Source organism: Burkholderia sp. ABCPW 11 (assembly GCF_001523445.1).
Classification (GTDB): domain Bacteria; phylum Pseudomonadota; class Gammaproteobacteria; order Burkholderiales; family Burkholderiaceae; genus Burkholderia.
This window is the reverse complement of sequence record NZ_LOVM01000050.1, coordinates 1-16,591: the sequence shown is the minus strand read 5'-3', so window position 1 is coordinate 16,591 and position 16,591 is coordinate 1. Positions and strand designations below refer to the sequence as shown.

Genomic DNA, 16,591 nt, shown 5'->3' with positions numbered 1-16,591 from the left:
CTGTCGAGCACGACCAGTTCGGTGACGTCGCTGTCGACGTCGAGTTCGACGGCAACGAGTTCGCTGTCGACGGCGATCTCGGCGAGCAAGACGCACTACTACAGCGTGAACGACAACGGCACGCAGCAAGGCAACTACAACAACGATGGCGCCACGGGCGTGAACGCGCTGGCGGCGGGCACGGGTGCGACGGCCGCGGGTGCGGCGGGCGTGGCGGTCGGCAACAACTCGAACGCGGCAGCAGCCGACACCGTGGCGATCGGTTCGGGCGCGACGGCCGCGAACGCGGGCGCGGTGGCGCTGGGTAGCGGTTCGGTGACGGCCGCGGCCAACCCGACGGCGACCGGCACGATCGGCGGCGTCACCTACAGCTACGCGGGCGCGACGCCGACGAGCGTGGTGAGCGTGGGTGCGCCGGGCGCTGAGCGTCAGATCACGAACGTGGCGGCAGGCCGTGTGGATGCGACGAGCACCGATGCGATCAACGGTTCGCAGCTCTTCGCGACCAACCAGGCCGTGAACTCGCTGTCGACGTCGACCTCGACCGGCATCAGTTCGCTGTCCACCTCGACGTCCACGGCGGTGAGTTCGCTGTCCACTGGCCTGTCGAGCACCAACAGCACGGTGACCTCGCTGTCGACATCGACTTCGACCGCAGTGAGCTCGTTGTCCACCGGCCTGTCGAGCACGAACAGCAGCGTGACGTCGCTGTCCACGTCCACGTCCACGGGCATCAGTTCCCTGTCCACGGGCATCAGCTCGCTGTCCACCGGCCTGTCGAGCACGAACAGTTCGGTGACGTCGCTGTCCACGTCCAGCTCAACGGGCATCAGCTCGCTGTCCACCGGTCTGTCGAGCACCAACAGTTCGCTGACGTCGTTGTCGACATCGATCAGCACCATCGGGACCGGCACCGCGTCGCTGTCCACGTCGACCTCGACCACCGCCAGCTCGTTGTCGACCGGCCTGTCGAGCACCAACAGCACGGTTGCGTCGCTGTCGACCTCGACTTCCACGACCGCGAGTTCGCTCTCGACGGGGTTGTCGACGACCAACAGCAACGTGTCGTCGTTGTCCACGTCGACTTCGACCGCGGTGACTTCGCTGTCCACGGCCATCAACAACTCGAAGCCTCACTACGTCAGCATCAACGACAACGGCACACAGCAGGGCAACTACAACAACGACGGTGCCAGCGGCGTGAACGCGGTGGCCATCGGCACCGGCGCGATGGCGAGCGGCACGAGCAGCTCGGCACTGGGCGACGGAGCCACGGCCGCGGGCAACGGCGCGACGGCACTCGGTGCGAAATCCGTGGCGTCCGGCAGTGGTGCGGTGGCGCTGGGTCTGGGCTCGTCGGCCAGCGCGCCGAACTCGGTGGCGCTTGGTGCAGGTTCGATCGCGAACGAGGCCAACACGGTATCGGTCGGCTCTCAAGGTAGCGAACGGCGCATCACCAACGTCGCGCCTGGCGTGAATCCGACCGACGCCGTCAACGTATCGCAGTTGCAGGGTGTGCAGCAAAGCATCACGAGTATCGCCCGCAAGGCGTATGGCGGTGTGGCGGCAGCTACCGCGCTGTCGATGATCCCGGATGTCGACGCCGGCAAGTCGCTCGCGGTGGGCATCGGCGGAGCGAGCTTCCAGGGTTACGGGGCAACGGCGATTGGCTTTACCGCGCGCATCACGAACAACCTGAAGCTGCGCGGCGGGGTCGGGGCGAGCAGTGCCGGGTATTCGTTTGGCGGCGGTATCAGCTACCAGTGGTAACCCAAGGTCCGGCGGCGGCACGGTTGACGTGTCGCCCGCCGGCAAACAACGATGACAGCGGGAGCAAGAAAGATGACAAGGAAAATGGCGGCAACGCTCGTTGCGACGATGGTGCTCGCGGCGTGCTCGACATCGCAGGGGCCGACGTGGAACGGGTATTCGGTGGGGCTGCCCAATGGACAGCGCGCGTTCCGGGTCGATTGTCACGGCATCTTCGAGGGGCAGGGCACCTGCTATTCGAAGGCGGCGGAGATATGCGGCAATCAACAGGTGCGTCCGATCGAGCAGGTGGCTCCGCTCGCGGATACCGATACCACGCGTGACGTGCGCGTGCTGACGTTCCAGTGCGGGGCGGTTCCGCAACCCGCGCAGCCGGCGCCGCAGCCCGCTCCGGTGCCTCCGCCCCCGCCGCCCCCGCCGGCGCCGAAGCACGTCACGCTGGCCGGCGATGCGACCTTCGACACCGACAAGGCGACGCTGCGTCCCGACGCGCGCGCCAAGCTCGATGCGCTGATCGACCAGGCGCGCGGCATGACGTTCAACACGGTCACGGTGAACGGCTACACCGATTCGAGAGGATCGGCCGCTCACAACATGGGGTTGTCGGAGCGACGTGCGCAGTCCGTGGTGCAGTACTTGCGCGATCACGGTTTGCAGGCGAAGCGGTTCGAGACGCGCGGCTTTGGCGCGAGCGATCCGGTGGCGACCAACGCGACGGCGGCCGGCAGGGCACAGAACCGCCGTGTGGACATCACGCTGGAGTAAGCGCGAACCTCCAGCGCGATGGTGTCGTCCGCAAGTGGTACGCGGACGTTCGGCGGACCGCTGCCCCCCGAGGCGGTCCGTTCTTTTTTTCCTCGGCGCGGCGCGTTGCGCCGCGCTCGCCTAGACCTCGGAACAGGATGAAGATCGGAATCTCCGTGCTGACCCATGCCGGACAGAGCATATGGGAGAACGGGCTCGGCCAGAACGTGTGCTACTTCGTGCAATTGCTGCAGACGCTGCCATTCGTCACCGGCATCGTGCTGCTCAACTGCGGCGACCAGCCGCGCGTCGCGGCGGAAGCCGAGACACTTGCCGCCGGACTGCCGCTCGTCTCGCCGCGCGATCTGACCGAGCCGCCCGACGTGATATTCGAAATGGGTGGCGGTCTCGACGTCGAGTGGCTCGACTACGCGCGCGCTCGCGGATCGAAGGTCGTGTTCTTCTGCTGCGGCCAGCCGTACGTGGGCATGGTCGAGCCGAGCGTATTCGCGCGCGGCGGCTATTTCACCAAGGCCACGCGGTGCGACGAGATCTGGATTCTCGGCAAGGACCGCGTGCTCGCGCCCATGCTGCGCACGCTGCATCGCTGCCCGGTGTTCGAAGTGCCGTTTCTGTGGGACAGCACGTTTATCGAGCAGCGCGCGGCCGCCATGGGCGCCGCCGGCCTTCGCTTCGGCTACGAACCTCGGCCGACGCGCGGCGATGGCACGCCGCGCGGGTTGCGCGTGGCCGTGTTCGAGCCGAACATCTCCGTCGTGAAGTGCTGCGTGGTGCCAATGCTCGTATGCGACCTGACATTCCGCACCGATGCGGCAACCGTCGCCCGCCTGCATGTACTGAACAGTGTGCAGATGCAGGCGCATCCGTCGTTTGCGTTCCTGCTGCGTTCGCTCGACCTGAATCGTCGCGAGCGCGTGCGGCTCGACGGCCGCCACGACTTCGTGGGCTTCATGAGCCAGCATGCGGACACGGTCGTCTCGCACCAGTGGCAGAACGAGCAGAACATCGTGTACCTCGATGCGTTGCATTGCGGGTATCCGCTCGTGCACAACTCGCCGTGGCTGCGTGACGTGGGCTATTACTACCCGGACTCGGATATCGACGCGGGCGCGTCGCAACTCGGTCACGTCGCGCGGCATCACGATGCCGACCACGACAGCTACGTGCGGCGCGCACGCGGCTTCCTCGCCACGCTTTCGCCGCGCAGCGCCGCGAACGGTTCGCACTATGCGCGGCAATTGCTTGCATTGACGTCGAATGCCGGCTCGCGGAGGGTGCCATGCTGAACGGCCGACGCCTCAAGGTTGGCGTGACGATATTCCTGCGCCGCGGCTTCCAGTCGATCTGGGAAAACGGCATCTTCCAGAACTGCTATTTCCTCGCGACGCTGCTGGCGAACTCGCCGCTCGTGGAAGCCGCGTATCTCGTCAACGGCGGAGACGGCGATCCGGCCGAGGCACAGGACTTCCTCGCCCTCGCACCGGTTCCGGTGATCGACCTGGCGACGGCGCAACGCTCGCTCGACGTGATCATCGAACTGAGCGCGCAACTGGATCCGGAATGGGGAAGGGCGTTCAGTGCGCGCGGCGGAAAGATCGTCGGCATGCGGGTGGCCAACGATTACGTGATCGACATCGAACGCATGATGTTCGACCGCCCGTCCGGCATGCTGATATCCGGTACGCCCTATGACGCGCTCTGGACCCTGCCGGCCTTCATGCGCACCTGCGGGACCTATTACGGCAGCGCGTTGCGTGCGCCTGTCGCCGCGATGCAGCACCTGTGGAGCCCGGCATTGCTCGAGCATGGCGCGCGTACGCCCGAAGGCGGCCGCGCTTTCGGGTACGAGCCGGGACGCGAACGCTGGCGCGTCGCGATCCTCGAGCCGAACATCTGCATGGTCAAGACCTCGCACATTCCAATGCTCGCGGCCGATCTGGCGCACCGGCAGCAGCCCGGCATGATCGAGTACCTGCGCGTTTTCAACACGATGGAACTCAAGAACGATGCGCAGTTCGTCGGCTTCGCCCGCAGCCTCGATCTCGTCACACAGGGGCGGGCCACGTTCGAGCCGCGCCTGCCGGTCTACGAGATTCTCACGCGGCAGGCCGATGCGATCGTCTCGCACCACTGGGAAAACGCGCAGAACTACCTGTACTACGAGGCGCTGCACGGCGGTTACCCGCTCGTGCACAACTCGACGCTAATGGGCGGTTGCGGGTATCGCTATGACGATTTCGATTGCGAAGGCGCGGCGCTAGCATTGCGCGAGGCGTTCGCTGTCCATGACGCCCAGCTGGCCGACTACCGCAGTGCGGCCCGCGCTTTTCTCGCGACGCTCGACCCGCTGGCATCGGCGAATGTCGAGCGCTATGGCGCCGCCATCGCGGCCCTCTGGCAATGAATACACCAACACCTGCGCACACATGGCCGGGCTTTGCCTGCCCGGCCTGTATCGCACCTGACATTCGGGAGAAAACATGAACGGTCCATCCCCGCGCGGGTTGCGCATCGGCATCACGATCGGCCTGCGGGATGCCGCCGAAAGCCTGTGGATCAACGGCATCAAACAGAACGCGCTGTACCTGTGCAGGTTGTTCCAGCACTCGCCGCTGCGGCACCGGGTGGTGCTGGTCAATACGACCGACGTAGCGATCACGTCGGCGTTGCCGTGGGACTTGACGCGCTTTCCCGTGCGCAGCTTCGCAGATGCGAAGGACGATCTCGACGTGCTCATCGAACTGGGCGGCCAGATCGATGCCCACCAGACCGAGTACCTGAAGGCGCGCGGCACGAAGCTCGTGAGCTACTGCTGTGGTCCCGAATACGTGCAGATGATGGAGGCGATGATCTTCTCGCGCAGGATGTGCGACTCGGTCTTCATCAATCAGCGCTACGACGAGGTGTGGGTGATTCCGCAGGTCATGGAAACGAGCGCGGACTTCTTTGCCGTGCTGCGGCGATGCCGGGCCCGCGAGGTGCCGTTCGTGTGGGATCCGATGTGCCTGGAGATGCGTTCGCGCGAGCTGCCGTTCGCCGGCGAATATCGCCCGCAGCGTGGGCCGATGCGCGTGTCGGTGATGGAAGCCAACATCGACGTGCTGAAGTTCTGCCTGTACCCGCTGCTCATCGTCGAGAGTGCCTACCGCAGCGCACCGCAGAAGATCGGCTACGTGCACATCACGAACGCGGCGCACCTCGCCCGTACGAGCCCGGAGTTCATCGGCATCGCACATTACCTCGACCTCGTACGCGACGGCCGCGTGAGCTTCGTGGATCGGCATGACACGCCGCAGTTTCTGTCGGAACACACCGACGTCGTCGTGTCCCATCAGTGGGGACTCGCGCTCAACTACTTCTATTTCGATGTGTGCTGGAACGGCTACGCGCTGGTACACAACGCACATCTGTGCAATGAGGTGGGCTACTTCTATCCGGGTAACGACGTGAGCGAGGGCGCGCGTCAGCTCGCGCAGGCGCTCGCGCATCACAACGACGACTGGGAGGCGTACCGCGTGCGCCAGCGCCAGGCGATTCGTCCGTTTCTTGCCACCCACGAACCGCTGATTGCCCGCTACGACGAACTGCTCGGCGGGCTCTTCGCCACGGGGTCGGCGCGGACGGGGGTAACACTGACCAACTGACGGGGATAAACACACGATGAGGAATGCTGCAAAAACAACTGAACGCCGACGCCATGGCGTGGCGATCCGAACCGCGGGCATCGTATTGGCGCTGGCCGCGCAGATGCAGGCCGCACACGCCGTCTCGGACGAAGTCATTGCAACCGTCAATGGCGTGCCGTTGCATCGCACTGCCATCGACGAAGTACTGAAGACGGCCGGCCAACAGGACACGCCCGCGGCTCGGCAGCAGATTCTGAACGGTCTGGTGGCGCGGGAGCTGATCCGTCAGGCGGCGGAGCGCGACGGACTCGGCAACACCGAGGCTGTGCGACAAGCCGTGCAAAAGGCAAAGGTCGATACGGAGAACCGGCTCTACGCGGCACAACATCTGCAGACGCGGCCCGTTACCGATGCCGACGTGCGCGAACGCTATGAGGCCATCGCGAAGGAGGCCGGATCGGACGAATACCAGGTCAGCGTGATGACGCTCGCGGACGAACCCGCGGCGCGGTTTGCGCTGATGCGCGTTCGCGCGGGTGAGCCGTTTGCGAAGGTTGCGGCGCAAACGGGCGTCGCGGCGCAGGGTGACGGCATGCCCCGTTGGGTGAGCTTCCGTACGCCCGCGGTGGAGGGGCATACGCAGGGATTGCCGCTGCCGGTGGCCCAGGCGCTCGCGACGCTGAAGGCGGGTGAGGTGACGCCGGAGCCGATCGCGGCAGCGGGTCGCTACGTCATCGCGCGTCTGGACGCGCGGCGACCGTTGACGATCCCGTCGTACGACACGGTACGCGAGTCGCTTCGTACCACGCTCGAGGCTCAGCAACGCGACGACGCGGTCACGGCGCTGGTCGACAAGCTGGCGGCCAAGGCGGTGATTCGCCCGCCGCATGTGGCGGCGTCCATGGCGCAGTGAGGTGCACCGAGCACGGCGGGCGAGACGGACGCCGCACGGCATCAGTTGGCAGTAGCAGGTATCACAGAGAACGGTAGGGCAATGCAGCAGGCGGCGCCGGCATGTTGTCGGCGCCATCAATCATCGACAGGGAGAACGGATATGACGCTCGCGCAATGTGTGGTGTGGCTGGTCGTCGGGGCCATTGCGGGATGGATTGCAGGACTGATCGTCAAGGGGAGCGGGTTCGGATTTGTGGTTGACATCCTCGTCGGTATTGCCGGCGCGTTCATTGGTGGGTGGCTGGCATCGGTTTTCGGCATCAGTGTCGGCAGCGGCTTTGTAGCTTCGGTGATCGTGGCGATCGGAGGGGCCGTGGTTCTGCTGTTCGTGCTGCGCCTGTTGCGTTGGGCGTAAATGCACACGATGGTGGCGCCAATGCGAAGGGAGCTCGCTCGGACGCGTCGAGGTGCGCTGACGGTCAATGTGACGCTAGGTTTCCTGACGGCATGGGAAGCCTCGCTGGCCGTCGAGGAACTGGCATCTCGCGTGCCGATTCATCATGCGGCTTCGCCGATCGCGCGCGCCGTGTGCGCGAGTGCGTTGGCCGCAGGCGTGCTCTTCGTCGGCCCGCCTCTCGCGCGACGCCTTCTGCACCGCTGGCCGGCTCTGGACGAACTTGGCAGCCCGCCGGATCGGCTGTGGTGCGTCCGTCTTGCAGGACTGTTACTTGGACTTGTAGCGGCGCTGGCCGCCTAGGTGGCCGATCGGCACACCGTCCGTCTATTGCTTGGAGAGAAAACTCGATGACCTGGCTGAACAAGGTGGAAGCGATGATCGCGCGCGGCGAGCTGATCGCCGCGTGGCGACTGCTCGACGCGCATCGCGTCATGGATTCGAAGCGGCCGCGGGAACTGGTGATCGCCAGCCGCCTGTGGTGTTTGCGAGGCCGCCTCGAGGAGGCAAGGTACCTGCTCGACCGCGCGCTGGAGTTTGACGCAGCGAACGTCGACGCGCTGATCGAGCGCGGCCGCCTTGCCATTCGCCTCGGCGATGATACCGGCGCGAACGGCTGGTTTCAGCGTGCATGGGACAAGGGCGCGCGCGGCGACGACTGGATGGTGGACTGGATCGACGTGCTGCTGCGGCTCGGTCACCACGACGACGCTCGGGAGATCGCGATGGTTCGCTGCGAGCGCGCCCCCGAAGACGCGCATACCTGGTTCCGCCTAGGCCTTGCGCATCAGCAGACTCGTCATCACCTGCAGGCTCTGGACGCCTATCGCCACGCGATGCGGCTCGATCCTCGCCTGCCGATGCTGCGTAACAACATGGGCGCCGCGCACCTCGAGCTGCGGCAATACGCTGAAGCAAGGGAACTGCTGGAAGCGGTACTCGCCGAGGATCCCGACCACGCACTCGCCTGGACCAATCTGGCGACCGCGCTGTTGCGGACGGGCGAGATCGACGACAGTCTCGTCGCGGCCGAACGCGCCTGTGCGCTTGCGCCGAACTACGTTACCGCGCTGCAGACCTATTCGTATGTGCTGCGCGAGCTGCAGGCGTTTCCGGCTGCGCTCGAAGTCGCCGAGCGAGCGCTCGCACTGGATCCGCAGAACGCGTCGCTCGTCTGGACGAAGGCCATGCTGCAACTCATGCTGGGCGACTACGAAGAGGGTTGGCGCAGTCACGAGGCGCGCTGGAATGGTTCACTCGAACTACGTGATGTCGTGCCGAACCTGCCTGCGCCGAGGTGGAACGGCGAGCCGCTGGCCGGCAAGACGCTCTTTGTATGGGGAGAGCAGGGCCACGGTGACGTACTGCAATTCGCCCGTTTCGTGCCGGCCATCGCTGCGCGCGTCGAGCAGGAGGGCGGCACGCTCGTCTACTGTTGCGTCGACAGCCTGCACGCGCTGCTCGTGCGTAGTCTGGGCGATTGCGTGCCGACGATCGTACCCCATGACCAACGGCCGCTTCCGTCGTTCGATTTCCATCTGCCGCTTGCCAGTATTCCATTCATGCTCGGCCTCGGTCTCGCCGAGCTGCCGGGTCCGGTGCCGTATCTGAAAGCCGATCCGGAGCAAACCCGTGCGTGGGATACACGCCTGAATCACGACGGCCGACTGCGCGTGGGACTCGTATGGACGGGCAGCCACAGCCATCAGCGCAACGCTATGCGCTCGGTCGATCCGCTCGCTTATGCCCATGCATTTGCCGGCGTCGAGGACGTGACGTTCGTCAATCTGCAGCTCGATGCGGCGGCCGACGTGCAGCGCATGCGCGACGCCGGTCTTGAGCTGGTCGACCACACCGAGGAACTGACGTCGTTCGACGATACGGCCGCGCTCGTCGGCAGTCTCGATCTGGTCGTCACGGTGTGTACGTCCGTTGCCCATCTCGCAGGCGGTCTCGGTGTGCCCGTCTGGCTGCTGCTGGATGTGAACCCGCACTGGCCATGGATGAGCGAGCGCACCGACAGCCCGTGGTATCCGACGGCACGGCTTTACCGCCAGCCGGCGTATGGACAGTGGTCCCCGGTTCTCGACGCGCTTGCGGGCGACCTCGCCGAGCATGCGCGCGAGCACACCGAGATCGCCGACCGGACTGCCGCGTGACGCACTCATGGAAGACGAGCTGTCCGGTCCTGCCGGAACGCAACCGGATGCGTCTCGCTTTCCCGGACCGCACGTGGAGCAGCGCCATGCACGGCTAAGCGACTGGCCGTTCTACCTGAGCCACAGCCAACTGACCCGGCTGCGTCAGTTGCGGGAGGCATGGGGCGACGACGTCGTGATCCAGATCTACGCCGGATGTGTGCGCATCCGCGGCGAGTGTGGCGACTGGCGGTTCACTGACGACAGCGAACTGCGTGCGGAGATCGCGCGGCGCCTGCAACCGTCAACTGCGTCCGGGCAGCCGGTGCGCGTGCGAAGGGGCGGGAAGCGAGCGCGGATGTAACTGATATTTGAACGGCTGTCGATATGACGGCCAGAAGCACTACGGGGGTGTGCATTGAAACGGATCAATCTTGCGCAGGCGCTGGAACTGTGCGCTGACGCTACTGTACTGGAACGGATCGCGGACCGAATGGGACTGCCACCACACGTCGTCGCACACGTGTTGCGCTGCGCCGGCCCGGTGTTGATTGCTGCGCTCGCGGCGCGCGCCGCACATGGGTGCGAGGATACGCAGGCTGTGTTTGACGCGCTGATGTCGTACGACAGCAATGCACGTATTGGCAGCGAGTGTGCGCATCTCGTCGAGACAACCGCCGGACTCAAGGATTTCGAGCACCAGGGCCACGTGCTCGCGACTCACGCGACCGACATACCGGTGGCGGTATTGAGCGATCACATCGCGGTGTGCACCGGCGTGCCGACGCAGCCGGCAAGTGTGCTCTGTTCCATGGCAGCAGCGATGCTTGCAGGGCTCGTCAAGCATCACGTATTGCTGGAGCAGGGCGACGTCACGCAACTTCCCGGCTTGCTGGCAAGCCAGCTTCCGTCTGTCGCTAGCGGCATGGAGGACGGAGTCGCAACCCTCTTCGGGTACCCGAATGTTCATGCGTTGACCGACACGATCGCGGTGCGGCTCGCTGCGGTTACGGCGGATTTCCACCCGCGGCAAGTGTCCCCCCGGCACTCGGACGATAGGCCGAGTGCCGATACGATCGCCTCGGCGCATGTGCGGGCGGATGAGAACCCCCTGGCCGCGAACCATTCACGCGTGCCCGACGCGCCGGCTTCCGACGGCCCCGCTGGCGGGACGATGCCGGACCACGCGTCCGATGCCGTCGCCGGCATCCGTCCGCTGCGGACCGACCTGGGCGCCGTCCCCGCGCCCGCCGTAGATGCCGAAGTCGAGATCGCGCAGCGTACGACGCAGCCGGGCACGCCTGATTACGCCCGTTTCGCGGCCGGGAAAGTTTATGCGAACGACGTGCACTACATCGGCTCGATGGCGACGCCTGCGTATGCCGCGGCTTCGAATCCGGACGTGTCTCGCCAGACGTCACGGGTCGTGCGCCGTGCGCGGTGGTGGGTGCCGGTGCTGATACTTGTCGTCGCGCTCGTTACGCTTGCCGTCTGGGCGAAGCGCGATAGAGTGGCCGAGGTCATATCCATGCTGACGCCGGCTACGTCGGTTTCATCCGCGCCCCTTGGGGCGACCGGCGCGGCAGGTCGGTCGGCGGACGCGGGTGATGCATCGGTCAATCGCGCGGCTGCGCGAGTCGGCGATTCGGCCGTGGCTTCCGGTGCGGTCACGCCGGTGGCCGCGAACGCTACCGCAGCCGCCGAACCCGCGGCCCAGGCGCACGCCACGGACACCGAAGCGCTTGCGGCCGACACGTGGCTCGTCACGCACACGAACGCCTCGGGAGCGCCTGCCGTCCAGGCCTTGCTCGACAGCGACGATCAGCGTCGAGCGGTGGTAGACCCGCTGCTGGCGCGCTTCGGCAAGGGGCACTTTTCGGCATGGCTCAGGGCCGGCGGGAAGGGGGCCGCTGTCTGGCTCGACCACCTCGACGCGCTTTTGCCGTTCATCGCAGTGCCGGGCGCCGAACTCACCGTCGAGCGCCATCGCGTGATGCTCGGCGGTCTGGCGCCGGATAACGCGGAGGGCTGGCGTCAGCGTTTGCAGCAGACGCTCGGGCCGGCGTTCGACGTGCAGGTGTTCGACCAGGCCGCAGCGCTCTCGCGTTCCACCGATTCCTTTCTGCACGCCATGGCCGCGCTGCTTCAGGCCGACTCGATGTGCAACCCGGGGCAGGTAGCCGGTGCACTGAACCGGCAGGTCGTCGATTTCGCCGCCGGCGACGACAAGCTGCCACCGTCCGCGACCGAGAACCTGTCGACATCCGCCCAGCTGATGAAGACATGTGCGGCACGCAATCAGGCGCCGCGGCTCGCGATCGTTGCCCATGCGGACCGTGCGGACGACGGCGAGGGGCTGCTCGCGTTGACACAGCGGCGCGCCGATGCCATCCGCGGTTTCCTCGTGAAGGCAGGCGTGCCGGCTGCATCCCTGGTTGCGCAGGGAGTCGGCGACGACCGCCCGGTGGCCGGCACACTGACTGCCGCTGGCCGATTTGCGAACCGGCGCGTCGAGTTCGTGCCGCTTTGAGCGTGGGGAGGCTTGTATGCGAAGCGATACTGCAATCGATGTGCCCGGCGACTTCACGATACCGGGCGCGATGTCGGTCAAGACATTGCATGAGGCACTCTCGCATGTGCAACGGACCTTCCTTACGCAACTCGTCGAGCATGCATTGAGTGACGATGCCTTCCTGGTCGCATTACTGGTCGTGCCATTGCTCGATTTCGGCCAGGGGCGGCCCATTCCCGACATCGACTTGCGTGCGGTCTGCGGCTTTACGGTCAGACGATGGACCGACGCGATCGATGAACTCGTGCACCTCGGTGCCCTGCAGCGCTCGCGGCCCCGCCTGCCGGCACGGCGTATGCCTGCCTTCAGGCTGGGCAGTCAGTTCAGGCCGCGTTATGTTCGAGGCGTTCGCGATGGATTGCGCGATGACACGCACTTCTGATGCACCCGGGCAGGCAGGCACTGTGAACGAGCTCTTCGAGGAAGCGGTCGCGACACATGGCCGCGAGTCGTTGTCCGACGCGGAACGGCTGTACCGGATGGCGCTGCGGCTCGACCCAGGTCATCCGGAAGCGCTGAACAATCTCGGTGCGCTGCGCGAACGTGCGGGCGACGCGATCGAAGCGGAACGCTGCTACCGCGCTGCGCTGCAACGCGCACCGGACTACGTCGACGCGCGTTACAACCTGGCGCTGCTTCTCCATGGAAACCGGCAGTTCGCGGAGGCCGAGGATTGCTATCGACACGTGATCGCGGCGATGCCCGGACACGCCGCGGCTCACGTCTATCTCGCCGGTCTGTTGCAGGAAACGGATCGTGCGGCCGAGGCCGAATGGTCTTACCGGCACGCGATGTCGCTCGACCCTGACGACGCTCTCGCGCATCATGGCCTCGGGCTGCTTTTCGTGGCGACCGGCCGGGCTTCGGAGGGCGAGGCCTGCCTTCGCGACGCATTGCATCTCGACCCGGATCTGAGAGACGCAGCCGGCGCATTGGGCGCGCTACTGCATCGCCAGCAGCGCTATACCGAAGCCGAAGCGTTCTACCGGCGCGTACTTGAGCTCGATCCGGGGTCGGTCGAGGCGCTGAATAACCTCGGGCGGCTGCTGCACGACGCGGGCCGTCTGATCGAGGCCGAACAGTACTTGCGGGAAGGGCTGGCCGCCGCGCCGGAGCGCGCGCCCACCGCGTTCAATCTGAGCCTGGTGCTGCTTGCGATGGGCCGCTATGAAGAGGGCTGGGCGCTGTACGAGGCGCGATACGTCGAATCGACGCACTGGGGTGACGACGCACACTGTCACGTGCGGCCCGCACTGGGGTTCCCGGAATGGCGCGGTCAGCCGCTGGCGGGCAAATCGATGGTGGTGTGGGCCGAGCAGGGGCTGGGCGATTGCGTGCAGTTTGCCCGTTACCTTTCCGTCTTGAAGGCAAAAGGGGCATCGAGACTGACGCTCGTCTGCCCGCGCACTCTGTGTCGATTGCTGCAAACGCTCGAGGGCGTCGACGTATGCGTGCCGAACGATGACGCATCGCATCTGGCCGAACACGACTACGCCTGCATGCTGATGAGCTTGCCGTTGCACACGGGAACGACGCTCGCGACGCTGCCTGCGGACGTGCCTTATCTGCGCGTATCGTATGCGCAAGCGGCACGGTGGCGTCGTCGCATCTCAGCGGACGGGTTCCGGGTAGGTCTCGTGTGGGCGGGCGATCCTCGGCCGGACATGCCGGGCGCCAGCGCGATCGATCGCCGGCGTTCGCTCAGCGCCGCAGCCCTGTTGCCGCTACTGGACGTGCGCGGTGCGACCTTTGTGAGTCTCCAGAAGGGCGAGGCGGCACGCAGTCAGATGGCTGGCATTCCGGCTGGACTGCGCCCGCTCGATCCGATGGCGGAGGTGGAAGACTTTGCCGACACCGCGGCCATCATTTCCACGCTCGACGTCGTCATCACCGCCGACACGTCCGTTGCCCATGTCGCCGGCGCGCTCGGCAAGCCCGTCTGGATTCTGTGCCGCTTCGATGGCTGCTGGCGATGGCTCGACGGTCGCGACGATTCACCGTGGTACCCGTCGGCGCGGCTCTTCCGTCAGGAGACGCCAGGCGACTGGACCCGCGTGATCGACCGCGTGCGTACCGCCCTGCAACGGCAGGTGCTGGCATGACAACTTTTCTCCACTATCACCGGGGCCGTGCTGGCTGTTGCACAGACATCGGCATGGCGCGCCCGGCCCATCAGGATCCGCATGACATGGATATCTCTTACGACACCGATGCGCTGTTTCGCGGCGCACTGCTCGGACTCGTCTGCGGCGCTGCTGCCGTGCCGTTCGCGGGTTACGCGATCGAGTCGCTCACGCAGTTGCCTGCCGATGGGTGGAGGCCTGTCGCGGGCGGGATTGCCTTGGTGACCTCGGTGCTGATCGTGCCGTCCGTCGTGGCGCTGATCAGGGCGAAGCGCTCGCCCATGAGGACCTACGATGCAAGCCGGTTGCAGGCGGTCCTTCAGGGGCGGCTCGTGGGTGTCGCGCTCGGAGTGTTGTTCGGCATCTCGTTTCTCGCGAGATGAGGCGGCAGCCATGGCATGCCGTCTTCCGTTTCCCACCAACTGGACAACCCGAACAATTTCCTGATAGGCGCGCCGTCAAATGTCATTTCCCCATCGCCCCGTCGCGTTCATACTCGCAGCCTCGAATCATGGAACGATGATCGTCAATCGCAACGACTACAACGTAGACGCCTCCGGAGGCGTCTACGGTGTCGGACAGCAGATCCTGCAACAGTCGAGCTATGACGCGAGTGAAGTCGCCTTCGCGCTCGCGCTGCTTAGCCGCCGGCAGCAGTATTTCGGCGATGGTGTCGTGGCGATCGATGGCGGAGCCAACATCGGCGTGCATACGATCGAATGGGCTCGTCACATGCACGGCTGGGGACGCGTGCTCAGTTTTGAAGCGCAGGAGATTGTCTACTATGCACTGGCGGGCAACATCGCTCTCAACAATTGCCTGAATGCACGCGCGAAGCTTGCCGCTCTGGGCGAGCACAACGGCGAATTGATCGTTCCACAACCGGACTATTTCGCGCACGCCAGCTTCGGCAGTCTCGAATTACGCCAGCGAGGGAACACCGAAGATATCGGGCAGCGCATTTCGTACGACCCGTCAAAGGGAACGCGCGTGCCCATGATCAGTATCGATTCGCTTGGACTCGAACGCGTCGATTTCTTCAAGCTCGACGTCGAAGGGATGGAAGTCGACGTGCTGCGCGGAGCGCGATACACGCTGCAGACGCTCAAGCCGATACTGGCGATCGAAATTATCAAATCCGATCAGGCAGCCATCAAAGGCATGCTCAACGAATACGGATACCGCTATTTCCCGGCATCGATGAATCTCATCGCTGCCCACGTCGATGATCCCGTGCTGCAACACCTAAGCTATCAGGACGGGGTGACCTATCTGAATTGAGGTGGATGTGGTCTGCGTGCCCGTGCCGAACGACGACGCATGCCGACTTCAGGCAGTCCTTCAGGGGCGGATCGTGGTGGGCGCGCTCGGCGTGTTGTCCGGCATCTCGTTTCTGGCGAGATGAGGCAGGCAGCTATGGCGTCCTGTCCTCCGTATCCCGCCAAAGCGATCCGAGCGATCTCACTGCCCACGGCGCATGCGCGCCGTGAAGCATTTGCCCGGCGCAATGCCGCGCTCGACTATGTGTTCCACGACGCCGAAGTCTGACGGTACCCACTGGCAGAGGCCCATGCAGCAAGGCTTCGCTCCTCGCGAGTCGCTTCGCGAACCCCAATCGCCTGATCGTCGCCGTCCGCAACATTTGAACAACCCGGCGCACAATCGGGGGCGTGCAGCTGGAATCGAACAACGTCTGACCGAGCACGTCGAAGCGTTGTTGTAAGGGCGACAGCGATCACGACGCGAACGTCTTGCGTGCCGCGGCAACGGCGTGCTGCGCGCCATCCGCATCGGCTTGGGCGAACTCGCCGATCACGTTGTCCAGGTTGGACGGGCCGACGTTTTTGGGCAGCGATCTCGCGTAATGCGATGTCTGTATGTTCCAGGCAGTTGTTTTTGTTGCATTCCGCTGTGAAGAGTCTCTATACTGGAGCCGTCTTCGCAGCATTTTGCGATGCCGATCATGGTCCGCAGCATAGCGGAACAGGGAATCCATTTCGAAATCGCCATGTGCCGTCACGCGGCACGATTCGGCGCTCCTTCCGTTTGAAAAAGAAGATGTGACCGCCACCATGCGGTCGCGGTCTTCATTCGCGCTACGCGCGGTTCGTGCGAGTCTCCGACGTTCGTCATTCGATGACGAAACGCTTTAATTCGGGAATTTTCATATTTTGGACCGGCCAGAGTTTCATAGACACTCACGAGCCATTTAGCGCGTAGCGCCGCTCAAACTCAATCGGTGAAAGATC

Annotated in this window: 15 protein-coding genes; 14 read left to right on the top strand and 1 reads right to left on the bottom strand. The window is 65.1% G+C overall.

From position 1 onward, the window contains the following. From WS61_RS34975 to WS61_RS21980, 14 genes are all read left to right on the top strand, one after another. Nucleotides 1-1,770: YadA family autotransporter adhesin (locus WS61_RS34975; RefSeq protein WP_179949696.1), on the top strand; the 1,770-nt coding region annotated here is incomplete at its 5' end. Between the two features lie 72 nt (nt 1,771-1,842). Continuing rightward, nucleotides 1,843-2,535 (top strand): OmpA family protein, encoded by a 693-nt coding sequence (locus WS61_RS22040; RefSeq protein WP_059503430.1) that lies wholly within the window; start codon nt 1,843-1,845, stop codon nt 2,533-2,535. A 137-nt stretch (nt 2,536-2,672) separates the two neighbouring features. Then, a complete protein-coding gene (locus WS61_RS22035; RefSeq protein ID WP_059503428.1) occupies nt 2,673-3,821 on the top strand; it encodes a DUF2827 family protein in 1,149 nt (382 codons plus the stop codon). Beyond that, nucleotides 3,815-4,939, top strand: coding sequence for a DUF2827 domain-containing protein (locus WS61_RS22030; RefSeq protein WP_059503426.1), 1,125 nt, complete (start codon nt 3,815-3,817; stop codon nt 4,937-4,939). Before WS61_RS22035 ends, WS61_RS22030 begins: the two co-directional genes overlap by 7 nt. 76 nt (nt 4,940-5,015) lie before the next feature. Continuing rightward, entirely contained in the window at nt 5,016-6,179 is a 1,164-nt protein-coding gene (locus WS61_RS22025; protein ID WP_059503424.1) for a DUF2827 domain-containing protein, read from the top strand. A 58-nt stretch (nt 6,180-6,237) separates the two neighbouring features. Continuing rightward, on the top strand, nt 6,238-7,074 hold the full coding sequence (locus WS61_RS22020; RefSeq protein ID WP_257127325.1) for a peptidylprolyl isomerase: 837 nt from the start codon (nt 6,238-6,240) through the stop codon (nt 7,072-7,074). 141 nt (nt 7,075-7,215) lie between these two features. Further along, nucleotides 7,216-7,470: a GlsB/YeaQ/YmgE family stress response membrane protein gene (locus WS61_RS22015; protein ID WP_059503422.1), complete on the top strand. Its 255-nt coding sequence runs from the start codon at nt 7,216-7,218 to the stop codon at nt 7,468-7,470. Nucleotides 7,471-7,859: 389 nt separating this feature from the next. Beyond that, nucleotides 7,860-9,668: a tetratricopeptide repeat protein gene (locus tag WS61_RS22010; RefSeq protein WP_059503419.1), complete on the top strand. Its 1,809-nt coding sequence runs from the start codon at nt 7,860-7,862 to the stop codon at nt 9,666-9,668. A gap of 7 nt (nt 9,669-9,675) precedes the next feature. After that, entirely contained in the window at nt 9,676-10,011 is a 336-nt protein-coding gene (locus WS61_RS22005; RefSeq protein ID WP_059503418.1) for a hypothetical protein, read from the top strand. 54 nt (nt 10,012-10,065) lie between these two features. Then, nucleotides 10,066-12,177 (top strand): OmpA family protein, encoded by a 2,112-nt coding sequence (locus WS61_RS22000; protein ID WP_157692766.1) that lies wholly within the window; start codon nt 10,066-10,068, stop codon nt 12,175-12,177. Between the two features lie 16 nt (nt 12,178-12,193). Further along, on the top strand, nt 12,194-12,601 hold the full coding sequence (locus WS61_RS21995; RefSeq protein ID WP_059503414.1) for a hypothetical protein: 408 nt from the start codon (nt 12,194-12,196) through the stop codon (nt 12,599-12,601). Then, complete coding sequence (locus tag WS61_RS21990) at nt 12,585-14,321, top strand: tetratricopeptide repeat protein (protein ID WP_059503432.1); 1,737 nt, start codon at nt 12,585-12,587, stop codon at nt 14,319-14,321. Before WS61_RS21995 ends, WS61_RS21990 begins: the two co-directional genes overlap by 17 nt. A gap of 86 nt (nt 14,322-14,407) precedes the next feature. Continuing rightward, the gene (locus tag WS61_RS21985) at nt 14,408-14,725 is read left to right on the top strand and encodes a hypothetical protein (RefSeq protein ID WP_157692765.1); all 318 of its coding nucleotides are present in this window, start codon (nt 14,408-14,410) and stop codon (nt 14,723-14,725) included. 79 nt (nt 14,726-14,804) lie between these two features. Next, entirely contained in the window at nt 14,805-15,623 is an 819-nt protein-coding gene (locus WS61_RS21980) for an FkbM family methyltransferase (RefSeq protein WP_059503410.1), read from the top strand. Between the two features lie 454 nt (nt 15,624-16,077). Here the strand turns inward: WS61_RS21980 and WS61_RS34970 are convergent, their stop codons facing one another. Further along, nucleotides 16,078-16,338, bottom strand: a complete 261-nt coding sequence (locus WS61_RS34970) for a hypothetical protein (RefSeq protein ID WP_157692764.1) — start codon at nt 16,336-16,338, stop codon at nt 16,078-16,080. Nucleotides 16,339-16,591: the final 253 nt, after the last annotated feature.

Bases quoted from the DNA above. Each gene is read 5' to 3' on its own strand.
- WS61_RS22040 (WP_059503430.1), top strand. From the start codon at position 1,843: ATGACAAGGAAAATGGCGGCAACGCTCGTTGCGACGATGGTGCTCGCG.
- WS61_RS22035 (WP_059503428.1), top strand. From the start codon at position 2,673: ATGAAGATCGGAATCTCCGTGCTGACCCATGCCGGACAGAGCATATGG.
- WS61_RS22030 (WP_059503426.1), top strand. From the start codon at position 3,815: ATGCTGAACGGCCGACGCCTCAAGGTTGGCGTGACGATATTCCTGCGC.
- WS61_RS22025 (WP_059503424.1), top strand. From the start codon at position 5,016: ATGAACGGTCCATCCCCGCGCGGGTTGCGCATCGGCATCACGATCGGC.
- WS61_RS22015 (WP_059503422.1), top strand. From the start codon at position 7,216: ATGACGCTCGCGCAATGTGTGGTGTGGCTGGTCGTCGGGGCCATTGCG.
- WS61_RS22010 (WP_059503419.1), top strand. From the start codon at position 7,860: ATGACCTGGCTGAACAAGGTGGAAGCGATGATCGCGCGCGGCGAGCTG.
- WS61_RS22005 (WP_059503418.1), top strand. From the start codon at position 9,676: ATGGAAGACGAGCTGTCCGGTCCTGCCGGAACGCAACCGGATGCGTCT.
- WS61_RS21995 (WP_059503414.1), top strand. From the start codon at position 12,194: ATGCGAAGCGATACTGCAATCGATGTGCCCGGCGACTTCACGATACCG.
- WS61_RS21990 (WP_059503432.1), top strand. From the start codon at position 12,585: ATGACACGCACTTCTGATGCACCCGGGCAGGCAGGCACTGTGAACGAG.
- WS61_RS21985 (WP_157692765.1), top strand. From the start codon at position 14,408: ATGGATATCTCTTACGACACCGATGCGCTGTTTCGCGGCGCACTGCTC.
- WS61_RS21980 (WP_059503410.1), top strand. From the start codon at position 14,805: ATGTCATTTCCCCATCGCCCCGTCGCGTTCATACTCGCAGCCTCGAAT.
- WS61_RS34970 (WP_157692764.1), bottom strand. From the start codon at position 16,338: ATGGATTCCCTGTTCCGCTATGCTGCGGACCATGATCGGCATCGCAAA.